General features: G+C 41.1%; 14 protein-coding genes. 2 read left to right on the forward strand and 12 right to left on the reverse strand.

Annotation, left to right across the window (positions count from 1 at the left end; all coding sequences use genetic code 11):
* Window positions 1-36 precede the first annotated feature (36 nt).
* The 5 genes from BLU58_RS12925 to ftsE all read right to left on the reverse strand — a co-directional run bounded on the left by BLU58_RS12925 (window position 37) and on the right by ftsE (window position 4,961).
* On the reverse strand, window positions 37-1,095 hold the full coding sequence (locus BLU58_RS12925) for a murein hydrolase activator EnvC family protein (RefSeq protein WP_176786669.1): 1,059 nt from the start codon (window positions 1,093-1,095) through the stop codon (window positions 37-39).
* Between the two features lie 69 nt (window positions 1,096-1,164).
* On the reverse strand, window positions 1,165-2,250 hold the full coding sequence (locus BLU58_RS12930; RefSeq protein WP_176786670.1) for a murein hydrolase activator EnvC family protein: 1,086 nt from the start codon (window positions 2,248-2,250) through the stop codon (window positions 1,165-1,167).
* A gap of 75 nt (window positions 2,251-2,325) precedes the next feature.
* Window positions 2,326-3,369: a murein hydrolase activator EnvC family protein gene (locus BLU58_RS12935; RefSeq protein WP_093292736.1), complete on the reverse strand. Its 1,044-nt coding sequence runs from the start codon at window positions 3,367-3,369 to the stop codon at window positions 2,326-2,328.
* A 19-nt stretch (window positions 3,370-3,388) separates the two neighbouring features.
* Window positions 3,389-4,285, reverse strand: coding sequence for a permease-like cell division protein FtsX (ftsX, locus tag BLU58_RS12940; protein ID WP_093292738.1), 897 nt, complete (start codon window positions 4,283-4,285; stop codon window positions 3,389-3,391).
* Window positions 4,275-4,961, reverse strand: coding sequence for a cell division ATP-binding protein FtsE (ftsE, locus tag BLU58_RS12945; protein ID WP_093292740.1), 687 nt, complete (start codon window positions 4,959-4,961; stop codon window positions 4,275-4,277). Before ftsE ends, ftsX begins: the two co-directional genes overlap by 11 nt.
* Before the next feature lie 426 nt (window positions 4,962-5,387).
* On the opposite strand from ftsE, the gene corA reads away from it, so the two are divergent.
* Both corA and BLU58_RS12960 read left to right on the forward strand, forming a co-directional pair.
* Entirely contained in the window at window positions 5,388-6,344 is a 957-nt protein-coding gene (corA, locus tag BLU58_RS12955; protein ID WP_093292744.1) for a magnesium/cobalt transporter CorA, read from the forward strand.
* Window positions 6,337-7,218: a polysaccharide deacetylase family protein gene (locus BLU58_RS12960; protein WP_093292746.1), complete on the forward strand. Its 882-nt coding sequence runs from the start codon at window positions 6,337-6,339 to the stop codon at window positions 7,216-7,218. Before corA ends, BLU58_RS12960 begins: the two co-directional genes overlap by 8 nt.
* On the opposite strand, the gene BLU58_RS12965 is transcribed toward BLU58_RS12960, so the two are convergent.
* From BLU58_RS12965 to BLU58_RS12995, 7 genes are all read right to left on the reverse strand, one after another.
* Window positions 7,206-7,658, reverse strand: coding sequence for a hypothetical protein (locus BLU58_RS12965; RefSeq protein WP_093292748.1), 453 nt, complete (start codon window positions 7,656-7,658; stop codon window positions 7,206-7,208). The two genes, BLU58_RS12960 and BLU58_RS12965, sit on opposite strands and share 13 nt — an antisense overlap.
* A 13-nt stretch (window positions 7,659-7,671) precedes the next feature.
* Window positions 7,672-8,106, reverse strand: coding sequence for a DUF350 domain-containing protein (locus tag BLU58_RS12970; RefSeq protein ID WP_093292750.1), 435 nt, complete (start codon window positions 8,104-8,106; stop codon window positions 7,672-7,674).
* A 14-nt stretch (window positions 8,107-8,120) separates the two neighbouring features.
* The gene (locus BLU58_RS12975; RefSeq protein ID WP_093292752.1) at window positions 8,121-9,362 is read right to left on the reverse strand and encodes a glutathionylspermidine synthase family protein; all 1,242 of its coding nucleotides are present in this window, start codon (window positions 9,360-9,362) and stop codon (window positions 8,121-8,123) included.
* A gap of 16 nt (window positions 9,363-9,378) precedes the next feature.
* Window positions 9,379-9,615, reverse strand: a complete 237-nt coding sequence (locus BLU58_RS12980; RefSeq protein ID WP_093292754.1) for a hypothetical protein — start codon at window positions 9,613-9,615, stop codon at window positions 9,379-9,381.
* 52 nt (window positions 9,616-9,667) lie between these two features.
* Window positions 9,668-10,357 carry a TerC family protein gene (locus BLU58_RS12985; protein WP_093292756.1) on the reverse strand — a complete coding sequence of 230 codons (690 nt, stop codon included), beginning with the start codon at window positions 10,355-10,357 and terminating at the stop codon, window positions 9,668-9,670.
* 264 nt (window positions 10,358-10,621) lie between these two features.
* On the reverse strand, window positions 10,622-11,440 hold the full coding sequence (locus BLU58_RS12990; RefSeq protein ID WP_093292758.1) for a hypothetical protein: 819 nt from the start codon (window positions 11,438-11,440) through the stop codon (window positions 10,622-10,624).
* A gap of 20 nt (window positions 11,441-11,460) precedes the next feature.
* Window positions 11,461-12,252: an enoyl-CoA hydratase/isomerase family protein gene (locus BLU58_RS12995; protein WP_176786671.1), complete on the reverse strand. Its 792-nt coding sequence runs from the start codon at window positions 12,250-12,252 to the stop codon at window positions 11,461-11,463.
* Window positions 12,253-12,285: the final 33 nt, after the last annotated feature.

Consider the following 12,285-nt stretch of genomic DNA (forward strand, 5'->3'; position numbering starts at 1 on the left):
GATGGTTCAAATTTTATATCCCTAGCAATCCATCTCTTATTTTAAGTAACTTATTGGATTCACAGGAGTAGAGCCTCTATGAACTTCAAAGTGTAAATGTGGACCTGATGAACGTCCTTCATTACCCGAGTAAGCGATCAATTGACCCTTTTGTACACTTTGACCCACGCTTACCGTAATGCCAGAGCGCTTCATATGTGCATATAAAGTTGATATATTGTTTCCGTGAGCAATGACTACATAGTTTCCGTATCCACCCGGATTTGATTTGACTAATACCACTCTTCCTGAATCAGCTGCATAAATCGGCGTTCCTATTGGAGTGCGAAAGTCAATCCCTTCGTGCATACGACCACTACGCGGACCAAATCCCGAACTTACACTACGGGTTTTCATCGGCCAACCAAGTTGACCTGAACCAGCTGGGCCATCATAAAATTGAGTGGCTTGTTGAACCTGTTTATTCTTCTCTGCGATTTCTTCCTTCGCAATCTGTTCATCTTCTTTTAACTTCTCTACGTCTTTCTTTAACTTCTCTTGTTCCTTGACCAACTCTTCATATTTCTTCTTTGCTTCTTCGACTAACGGTTTTTGTGCCTCAAGTTTGGTTTTCATCTCTGCCTGCTGGCTCTCTAGTTTTTTCTTCGAAGAGAGGTAGCGTTTAACCTGATCGTTTTGTGCATCAAGTACAAAACGAGTCTGATCTAGCTTCTCAAAGAAATTACCAAAATCTACCGAGGAGAGTAGTTGTTTAAAGAAGCTATATTCGCCTGATTCGTACATCTGACGAACCTGTCCTTCTAATGAAGCTTTCGAGTCATTCATTTTCTTTTCTTCTAATTGAATGCTCTTATTTAAATCATTTAGGTCGGTATCTAGTTTTACAATATCTTTCTCTAGAGCTTCCAATTTCTTTTTTTTCTCGTCCATATCTTTGGAAGCATCCTTCAATTCATTTGTTGCCTTATCTTTTTCTTTTTGAATCTTATCTAACTTTACAGAAGGATCAGGCTTTGTTGCATATATATCCTGGACAGCAAACGTCGAAAAGACAAGACTTAGTGAAAACATACCAATCATGATCTGTTTTTTCATTCTAGCTCCTCTCCCTTTCATGTTTCTTTTCTATTCTATCTCTCTGAAGAAAAGGGGAATGGTTCTTCATTATTGAAGATAACCCGTTGGATTTACTGCATGATTTTCACCCGCATATACTTCGAAGTGAAGATGGGCACCTGTTACTTGGCCGTTTGCACCGACTGAGGTAACCTGCTGACCCTTTGTTACCTGTTCTCCCACTCTTACTTTAATTTGATTTGGGTAACTATGGGCATAACGAGTGTAAATCGGAACCCCACCCTTATGGCCGTGATAGATCGTTAACAACCAACCATAACCACCCGATGCTCTACTTGAAACGACAACGCCGTCTGCAGCTGCATAGATCGGCGTTCCCGTCGGACTCGGATAATCGATTCCTTGGTGCATGATATATCTACCGTAGATCGGATGCTTTCGTAATCCAAATGGAGAAGTCATACTCGCATTGATCGGTTTTTTTAGCGGACCTATATAAGAAAAGTTTAATTTACCGCTCGCAATTAGGGCTTTGTTTACATCGATCATTTCTTCTGAATACTGTTCAATGACTTTATTTGCTTCTATCAAAGCACTATTATCTTTCTTTTTCGCTTCTACTAGTTCTAGATATAGCTGTTTCGCTTTATCTACTTCCTGTTGTTGAAGGTCTTGCCTAGCAATGAGATCATCTCTTTGCTTCTTGATCTGGTTTCGAGTCTCTTTTATCTTGTTAACCAAGTCAAACTTACGGTCTGCAATCAATTGAACCGTGTCAAGATTCACGACAAAATCGTCAAAACCTTTTGATTGTAGAAGCATAGCAAGCGGTGAAAAAACCCCTTCTTCATACATGTTAGATACCAAATCAGCATACTGGGATTCCATCTTGTTTAACGCAGTTGTTTCCCGACTCAGCTTGTCCTCAATCGGGTTGATTTCATTTTGAATCTCATCAATTTTTTCCTTGATTTGCTCCATCTTTTGTTCAAACTCTTTTAACTGGGTATCCTTCGCATCAATTTGAGATTGAAGCTTATTTTTTTCATCTTGAGCATCTTTAAATTTTTCTTGTATCTGACTAGAACTCTCAGCAGATACCTGAACAGTAAGTAGAATCGATGCGACGAGAACAGAAGCGGAAGACAAAGCGACCCATGATCGTTTCTTCAAAAGAGATGTCCCTCCCATATCGATAAAAGGAGAATCTACGAAAACCAATACCAAAACTTCTTAACCCACTAAATTCTATCTCGATACATACTTCGATGGGTTTGTTGCAACACCATTTATCATCACTTCAAAATGTAAGTGATAGCCACCACGTGCTCCTCGTACATTTCCCGTATTTCCAACGCCTGCAATCTGTTGGCCCCTGGAAACTCTTTGCCCTGGCTTCACGAGAATCGTTCCGGAGGAAATATGGGCGTAACGGGTTTGTATCCCCCCACCATGACTGATGATAATACAGTTACCGTACCCGCCACCGCTTGAAACCATCGAGACCACCCCGCTATCTGCGGCCAAGATCGGGGTTTTAGGAGGTGCAGCAATATCTAATCCCTTATGACTGCCACCACGAGTCCCAAACGTATCGGTAATGATTCCACCGCCACTAACAGGCCATATATAGCGCCCTGAGCCTTTCGCAACCTTATCATGAGGAGCGATCATCGTACGATCCCGCTCACTCAGATCCGTCTGATCCTCTGTCTCTTTCGCCGCACGGATATCTTTACCCAGTTGTGCGATCTTCTTCTCTAGCTCGTCTTGCTTTTGCTTCATTTCTTTTAATACCAGGTCCTGCTTCTCACCTAAATCAGCCAGCTTTTTCTTCTTATCGTAAGCCGTCTGTTTTATCTCTTTGAGCTCTGTTACAGCCCGTTGTTGCTCATTTAAGACGAACATCGTAAAATCATACCGCTCTATGAAATCATTTACATTGTTAGCATCAAAGAGTTGTGTCAGTGGGTATAGATAGTTTTCCGTATACATAGAGCGCAGGAGATTTTTCACTTTTTTCTCTTGAAGCTCTAACTTGTACTCCGTGCCAGCTAATAGCGACGCTTGCTCGTTCATCTCTTTGTAATGTTCACCGAGCTTTTGTTCCAATTGCTGTACTTCCTGATCTTGCTTTCGTGCCTCTTCTTCTAATGTCTTCTTCTCATTTTCTAGTTTGGTCTGCTCATTTTTGGACTCTTGTTTTGACTTCTCTGCAAGTACAGGGCTACTTAACGCACTCATGACAGAAACACAAACAACAGCTATTGCTACTAAACGTTTATTGTCCAAAATGTTCTATTCCCCTCCCTTAGATTTTCAAGAAGCGACGGATAGATAGGACCGAACCAAATACTCCGATGAAAATCCCAATTCCGAGTATCGAAACCGTTAAGTACATCGCCATATCAGCAAAACCTACCATTTGTAGCAGGTTTGTATTTTGAGAGCCACCACTTATCATCTTTACAAAACCTTGATAGACGAGGAGCAAAACCCCGATGGGGAGAACTGAACCGACAAATCCGATAAAGCCTCCTTCTATAAAAAACGGCCAACGAATAAACCAGTTACTAGCTCCCACCAAACGTTGCACTTCAATTTCGCGTCTCCGTGCAATAATGGTAAGCTTAATCGTATTGGAGATCAAAAAGGCCGCTAATACAGCTAGTCCAACCCCAAATACCAAAATAATATTTTTAAACAGCAAAACAGAATCAAGAAGTTCCTTTGCTGTGTTGCTATTCTTTACACTTTCAATTCCCTCAAGGCCTTTCACAGCTTGCTCTACACCCTTTGATACAGAGACATTTTTCGGTGTCACCTTAATCAGGTTAGGCAAGAAGTTATTTTCTCCTTTTTGGAGAACACGTGTAAAGTCAGCATCTTTTAAGTTTTTCTTAACCTCATCTACCCCTTCATCTTTTGAGATAAAGCGAGCATCATTTACATTCGGTAATCCTTTGATTTTCGTCGTTAACGCAGTAGCCTGCTCTTTCGTCACTTCGTCCTTTAAGACCACATTCATCGATACGTTGTCCCCAACTTCATCGGTAATGCTCCCTAAGTTAACCGCAAAGATTACAAACACACCAAAGATCATCAACGTTACAGCCACAGCACCCACAGCTGCAAAGCTCATCCAAGAGTTCTTTACAATCCCTCGGTACGCTTCACGAAAATGGCGACGTATGGTGTCAATCTTCATAACCGTATTCGCCTCCTATTTCATCACGAACCACTATACCTTGTTCGATCGCAATGACGCGTTGACGCATCGTGTTCACAATTTCCTTGTTGTGAGTAGCCATGACAACAGTCGTTCCACGCATATTAATCTCTTCCAATAGGTACATGATATCCCATGAGTTTTCTGGATCTAAATTACCAGTAGGCTCGTCCGCAATAATAAATCCTGGATTGTTGACAATCGCTCTAGCAATCGATACACGTTGTTGTTCCCCACCTGATAGTTGAGAAGGGAGAGCCTTCATTCGATCAGATAAACCGACAAGCTCAAGCGCTTCCTCTACCCTAGGCTGAATCTGTTTCGTTGGAACTTCAACCGCTTCCAGTGCAAAAGCCACATTATCATAAGCGGACATATGTGGTAATAACTTATAGTCTTGGAATACAACTCCGATTTTTCTGCGTAAATGAGGAATTTTCCAGTCACGAACACGCTTTACATTTACTCCGTTAATCAAAACAACACCAGAAGTAGGCTTTTCTTCCCGATACATCAACTTGATAAAAGAACTCTTACCCGCTCCACTCGGACCCACCACATAAACAAACTCGCCCGTATCAATCGTGATATTCACACCACGAAGAGCTTCGATTCCATTTGGATATACCTTCCACACATCATGCATTTCAATCACAGAGTCACCTTCTTACATTAATCACTTTATTTGAATTCCACTTCTCTACAATGATCACGTATGTATCCCTACTAAAATAATAGGATTTTTGATCAATAACACTCCTATTATAGCATTCATCTACTTGATTTCTCAGATAACATTTTTCAAAATCATGATAGATCAGACGCTCAAGATTACATAAATACGGTACCGAATGGAGAAAATACACTCCAAGAACCTCTCTAAAACTAGTATTTAGGTAATAATTCTACCAATATATGGAATAACCTTTAATCCATACTTGGTTTGTCTATCAACTATCACTCTCTCTTTTTCTATCTCTCTTCATTAAGTTATCATCTATCTTTACATACATTTTCTTATGAATCAATGACAAAAATGTAGATATTATTACCACTTCCAGACAAGAAAGGGTGAGAAATATTGATCCGAACGATGGTTCTCACTAAGGAAGACAGACTCATTTTAGATGAGCCGATCCATGAGATTTTAGTGAGAAGGGATTTAAAATGGTACTGGATTGACTTCTCAAAACCTACTATAGAGGAGCGTGATTCCCTACACTCATTCGGTTTTCATCCTTTAGCCGTAGAGGATTGCCTACATGTAAATCAGCGCCCAAAAGTAGACTATTATCATAACTATCAATTCTATGTAATAAATGGTCTCTATCACAAAACATTAAAATCTCATGAAATAGGTGCCTTCTTAAGTCCGACTATGCTGGTAACATACCATGCCTTAGCTCATGTTGAGATGGATGAAATATGGGGCTACCTCTCTTCTAATCAAGAAGCGCCATCGAAAGATCCAAAATGGATTTTATATAAGATTATCGATAAAATGGTAGACGCTAGTTTTCCTCATCTTGAAAATATAGAAGAACAATTAAATCGCTTAGAAAGTAAGTCCTCTCGTTCCTATCAAATTCAAACATTAATGGATGAATTATTTGTGATACGAAGAAAACTATCTCATATCCGCCACTTTGCTATTCCGATGCGAGAATTAGTAGATCGTATGATTCACTCCGAAAAACAAAACCATAATGACGAAGAGCGGAGACATTACCAAGATGTCCACGATCATCTAGTGAAGCTCGCCGGTATGATCGAGGCCAGTAGGGAAATCACATCCGACATTCGGGATAACTATCTCTCGGTTAACTCCAACCGTATGAACACCGTAATGATGACCCTCACGGTTATTACAACCATCTTTATGCCCTTAACCTTTATTGCTGGAATCTACGGAATGAACTTTCATAACATGCCTGAGCTAAAATGGCAGTATGGTTATTTTATAGTTCTGGGTGTAATGGCCATTCTAGGTTTTACGATGTATCTACTATTTAAGAAAAAAGGATGGTTTGATGAATAAATCTAAAAAAATAGCAACCCTTGTCATGACCTTCACTGTTTGCTCATCTATAATCATAACATCTTGTCAGTCAAAGCCGACAAGTCCCACAGAGCCATCAGAACCAAAGAAAGCAACGGCTGAAACAAGTCAAAACGAGAAGGCCACTTCTGATGAAAATCAAATCCAAGCAATCCGAGCCCAGTTTCAAAACGCCACCCCGACCCAGTGGGGAGAGAAAATGCCCGGCATCATCTCCAAGCTTCCGACAAACGAAAAAGTAATCGCTCTCACTTTCGATGCGTGTGGGGGTAAACACGGAGATGGCTATGATGCAGAACTGATTCAATATTTACAAGAAAATCAAATCCCAGCAACTCTCTTCTTAAATGCTCGTTGGATTCATTCCCACCCGGAGCTGACGAAACAACTCGCGAACAATCCACTATTTGAGATTGAAAATCATGGCTCCGAACATCGTCCGCTTTCTATAAATGGACGTTCTGTTTATGGAATTAAGGGAACCCAGAACCTGGAAGGAGTCATCCAAGAAGTAATCGTCAATCATCGTCTCATTGAAAAAACGACTGGAAGAGCACCCCGATTCTTCCGTGCAGGCACTGCGTATTACGATGATGTCGCTATTCAAGTAGCTAAACGATTAGGTGAACAGATCGCTGGATTCCAGATTACAGGAGATGCAGGCGCCACCTTTAATCAAGCTCAAGTTAAAAATGCGATGTTACAAGCGAAGCCCGGATCCATCATTCTCCTACATATGAACCAACCAAGAGGGGATACCGCAGAAGGCATAAAAGAAGCGATTCCTCTTCTAAAAGACCAAGGATATCGCTTTGTAAAAATGGACCCATATATCCCTACTCAACCTTCATAAGGGGTAACATAGATCACATATTTTTTTTGATTTTCATCCACTTCTGTCGACTGCTTTTGCCAAAAACGCCCTTGAATCAAATGTAATTCTGCTAGCAAAGATAGCAATACATCTTGTGCTGAGGAATGCTTCTGTTCTTGTACAATCGGATATTGAGTCCAATTGGGGTGAAAGTGCCGAAATTCCAATTTTACCCCTTGCCATTTGGGCTCAAATATAATCCCCTTCTCAACCACCTGTTCCTCCGGATTGTGTTGTACATAGATTGAATAAATCATCCCGTCGATCTCCGTCGATGTCTGCTCGTATACCTTATGGTCCTTCACCCAGTAATCACAAGCAAAACGGAGGAGGATCTCCTCTTTGGCGATTCTCGGATAGTGGGCAATGACAGGATACTTTTTATCAGGATCATCTAATATATATTGCAAATAATGCACGAGAAAGCTCTCCTTAATAGTAGATCGAAGCCGCTAAAATTAAGCTACTAATGAGACTGATTCGCGAAGAAAAGATCGCTATCGAAACATTTCCCTTCGGAATCTCTTTAATCACGCTGAAAGGAGTGATGAGATGAAAAAGATAGAAAACCAATACCTGAAAGACAACCCCAATCACACCCCAGATTATGAAATCAACTATATTTTGGGCACTTAAAATTGCTGAAGCTAATACAATGGTCAATCCCAAAATCTTGCCACTCAAATCATAGGCTGCCGCTTTACCCGCCGCGACTTTACTTGCATCATCCATCTGGGAAGCTTCTTTCAGCATCTGAAATTCTGGGTACGGTGTTGTTACGGCAAAAACAACTACTCCTAATACTAAAATAGGGATGGAAATCCCTAAATAAGTAAAAAAATTAATAAATGCATCCCACTGCGTCATAACCATTAGCCTCCTTATTTATAGCCAAATGGAAGATAGTAAGCTAAATTACCTGTAATCTCCCGATCCAAGCGAGTCACCAAGGCAGAAGCTTGCCCTCCCACATAAAAGCAGCCCCATAACAACTTCCCACGATAAGGGCCTTTCAGTGTCTCTACATCCATAGTAGGTAGTTCTGCCAACTCCTGATAAACCATCATTTGGTCCTTATACTCGCCTTCTCCATCTTTAGCTATAATCTTATCCTCAGCCGAATATAAGGTGACTGCTCCACCTTCCCGGCCTAGGATCGGTTTTTTTACGTACGGTCTTTCACCGCTAAATTCATTATCTAAATAAGTAGGTAAAAAATAAGTTTCAATCACTTCATGCTCTTCAGGGGTAAAAAATTGATTTTGCTCATGTAATGACCATATAAGTGCCTGGATCGCCTTTGTCTGAGCTACAAAGGCAGATGGTGGGTTAATCATCGCCAATCGCTTTCCCGCTACTAATTGAAGAATATGTTCCCCAATCGGATAGCCCTGTTCCGTCTGATCTTTCGCAAAAAATTCACCTGCATGTAATCGATACAAAACATCAACAGGAATCCAATTTCCTTCATCCATGTAACATAACGTATGATCATCAAGTGAAATTCCTAATTGCGAAAGCGGGATAAAGCGGCCGCCAATCCCACCGTGTCTCATGAGGAACTTAGCTGTTCCCTCATCCTCTGCATGACCGCCAATCGAGGTAAACACCTTTGTATCGATGTCATATCCGGATTCCTGATAGGCTGTTACCGTTTGCTGAAAAGCTTTTTTAATATGAGCTTCCATGCCGTGATTCGGATTCTCCATTCCAAAAAAACGGCAAACTTGTTCATTCACATAGTAAGCCTCTACCACACTCGTTGGTGTATCGCTATTAAACTCCATCATCTTAATACCTTGAGGGGTACATGCAAAATCAAACCTACCAATCGTAGTGACAAACGAAAGTGGTAAAGTCGTATGACAAAATGGAAGAGCCTCACGAGGAATCCCTAGTTCACTGAGTAATGGATCAAAACCTTGTTGAAGAAAGCGGGTCAGCCGTCCGTAGAGATCCCCAATGCGCTGAGTTGCCACGCGAATCTCATCGACAAATGACTCTGTTATAGCCACACATTGTCCTAATGCATACTCTTGTCCTTGCGTGAGGTCCCAATTAAATATACCTTGTTCACGAATAGGCGTGTACATTTGTTCTCGAGTTTGATTATATTTGCTCATAATCTATCGTTCCACCCTAACCCCCCGAACTAGATGAAACAGAGCTATCGTCATATTTTACATACCCCACTTTTTTTCCATCCTTAATGAGGTAAGAGTTAGGATTATACGTACTCCCATCATCATCACAAAATTTATCTGAGTCTAGGTCTTCACAAAATTCCACATCGCTTCCACTACTACATCCCGAAAGCGGGACCATGGCCACAGAAGCAAAAAACAGACCTATTAATTTGGCTGTTCTGCTTTTCATCCCATCCCCCCTATAATACTTACGTATCGAATCCACTATTACTAAGCATTTACTATGAGGTTTGTACCCCGTCTGATGCTTTTTTACTCTTCTGATTCTGCAGATATCCTAAAGCCAAAACACCGAGTACAGCTAATACTTGAACTCCGTAGCTAAGTAGAGAGCCTTCCGGGAAGTACGGTTTCATAAATTTCTCTCCTGTAAGCATGCCTCCAGCTGTCCAAGCTACTACACCAGATCCCACATATAAGATCCATGGAAAGCGATCCATTAGGCGAAGAAATAGGGTGCTTCCCCATACAATAATCGGAATACTAATAACCAAACCTAAGATAACTAACAGATAATTACCGTGAGCCACACCCGCTACTGCCAATACGTTATCTAATCCCATCACCGTATCTGCGATCACAATCGTTTGAATCGCTTGGAATACTGTTCTCTTAGCTTCAATCTCATGACCTTTTCCATCCACTAATAACTTGTATGCAATCCATAACAATAAAACACCACCGATCAATAATAGACCCGGGATTTTGAGCAACCATACTACCGCTGATGTCGCTATAACCCTCATGACAATCGCGCCTACAGTCCCCCAAAATATAACCGTTTTTTGTTGCTCTTTTGGAAGGTTTCTTGCTGCTAATCCAATGACAATTGCGTTATCCCCTGCTAATACGAGATCGATGATCACAATTGATATAAGTGCTGTTAAAAACTCTGTTGTAAATAAATCCATGTAAACCTTCTCCTTTTTTGTTCGAAATTACGTAACCACAAGAAAAGACCTTTACCCTAAAAGGAAAAATCCAAATAGGATAAAGGTCTTGCTAACAACGATTACGTTGCCAACAAAGCCGGGGAATTCTCCCGTAATGACGACTTTGTTGTAACAGCTACTCCCCTTTAAACGTACATATATGGCATTTGTTACTTCCATCATAATCGAGGAATCAAAATGCTGTCAATGAGTATTTCTTGTAAAAGATAACACGAAATTCTATTAGTACAACCGTTTTTTCTTATTAACCCTTTTTCGATCTTGAAACCCTTCGGGATTCACTTTTTCCCGAGTAGCACTAGGCTCTTGAAATTCCTTGCTTTGACGACGATCTGGAGTGACCGGAGCCATCTTCACTGTCTCCATCGCTTCTACCACCGGAGCCTGCATAGAGGAATCCGTTTCCTCAGTAGAATCTACTCCTAGTAGGTTTTGTTTATACAATCGTCTCGTAATCGCTTTAGAATGAGTAGAAGACGATACATCTTGATCCTGTTCTAGCTCTGACTCAGGTTTCACAACAGAATGGGAGGCAGTAGGTTCCTTCCTTGCAAAACGACGGCGGGCAAATGGTTGAGTGTGTGTTAAAAACTCATCTTCATGATGATCATTCTGTTCATTTTCTTTCTTGTCATCTTCCAGAAGAGTGCTCTGCGCATGTTGCTCTCTTCGACTTCTCCATGACGATGGTTGACCAAATTCTGCTTTTTCTACTTCTTTTTTCCTTACTAGTTTATGTTCAATTAATGAGGATGCTACATGCTCTTTATTTACAAATTCTTCCTGATCCTCATCCACTTGGTCTGTCTCTGATAAGTACTGTGCTTGTTGGCGTTTTCGTTCACGTCTACGAGTGCTCCGACGCACTTTTTCTACTGATATACTGGAAGTTTCGTATTGCTCATCTTCTGGAAAGAATTGATTCAGCTCTTCCAATTCCTTGGCACGCTTTTTCCCGATGATGATACTAATTCCAGCAATCATAATAATGATGATTACGCCAAGACCAATCCAAAGCATTGGTCCGCTAAAAAAAGACATAACGAAACCTCCATTGATCATTAATTTCCTTTAAAATGAGGACGACGTTTTTCGATAAACGCATCCATCCCTTCCATCCGGTCCTGGGAGTGGAAAGTGAGTCCGAAATAGGAGGCCTCCATACGCAAACCACTCTTGAGGTCTACATCCACACCATTATGAATGGCTTTCTTTATAAAATGAAGTGCTAGTGGAGCCTGTTTTGATAGCTGGTCAGCTAGACTTTTCGCTTCATCCATTAGTTGGTCAGCAGGCACCACTTTCTGTACAAGTCCGAGTTGATAAGCTTCTTGCGCAGAAATACGGTCTCCTGTCATGCAGAGATACTTCGCATGATTCCGCCCAATCGCGCGAGCAAGGCGTTGTGTACCTCCATAACCGGGAATTACACCTAGATTAATCTCAGGTTGGCCAAATGAAGCTTGATCTGATGCTAGTATCATATCTCCACACATAGCAAGTTCGCAACCTCCACCTAGAGCAAAACCATTAATTGCCATAATAACCGGCTTGGTTAGGTCCTCTATTTTTTGGAAAATAGCTTGCCCCCGTAATGCTTTCTGCTCTGCTTCAATCGATGTTTCGATCTGACGCAGCTCTGTAATATCCGCACCTGCTACAAATGCCTTCCCACCCGCACCAGTTATAATAACCGCGCGAACGGACTCTTCTTCCTGAATCCAAGTGATAACCTGATCCAATTCCTCTAACAACTCTACGTTAAGTGCATTTAATACTTTCGGACGATTTAAGGTGACCATTACCGTTCCATCTGATTGCTCTACCAATAAATGTTTATATGTCTCCACCATATAAATCCACCCTTCTCCATCTTTCCCTATCAT

Source organism: Thermoactinomyces sp. DSM 45892 (genome assembly GCF_900107305.1).
Classification (GTDB): Bacteria; Bacillota; Bacilli; order Thermoactinomycetales; family Thermoactinomycetaceae; genus Baia.

Bases quoted from the DNA above. Each gene is read 5' to 3' on its own strand.
- BLU58_RS12925 (WP_176786669.1), bottom strand. From the start codon at position 1,095: ATGAAAAAACAGATCATGATTGGTATGTTTTCACTAAGTCTTGTCTTT.
- ftsX (WP_093292738.1), bottom strand. From the start codon at position 4,285: ATGAAGATTGACACCATACGTCGCCATTTTCGTGAAGCGTACCGAGGG.
- BLU58_RS12960 (WP_093292746.1), top strand. From the start codon at position 6,337: ATGAATAAATCTAAAAAAATAGCAACCCTTGTCATGACCTTCACTGTT.
- BLU58_RS12970 (WP_093292750.1), bottom strand. From the start codon at position 8,106: ATGACGCAGTGGGATGCATTTATTAATTTTTTTACTTATTTAGGGATT.
- BLU58_RS12975 (WP_093292752.1), bottom strand. From the start codon at position 9,362: ATGAGCAAATATAATCAAACTCGAGAACAAATGTACACGCCTATTCGT.
- BLU58_RS12980 (WP_093292754.1), bottom strand. From the start codon at position 9,615: ATGAAAAGCAGAACAGCCAAATTAATAGGTCTGTTTTTTGCTTCTGTG.
- BLU58_RS12985 (WP_093292756.1), bottom strand. From the start codon at position 10,357: ATGGATTTATTTACAACAGAGTTTTTAACAGCACTTATATCAATTGTG.
- BLU58_RS12990 (WP_093292758.1), bottom strand. From the start codon at position 11,440: ATGTCTTTTTTTAGCGGACCAATGCTTTGGATTGGTCTTGGCGTAATC.
- BLU58_RS12995 (WP_176786671.1), bottom strand. From the start codon at position 12,252: ATGGTGGAGACATATAAACATTTATTGGTAGAGCAATCAGATGGAACG.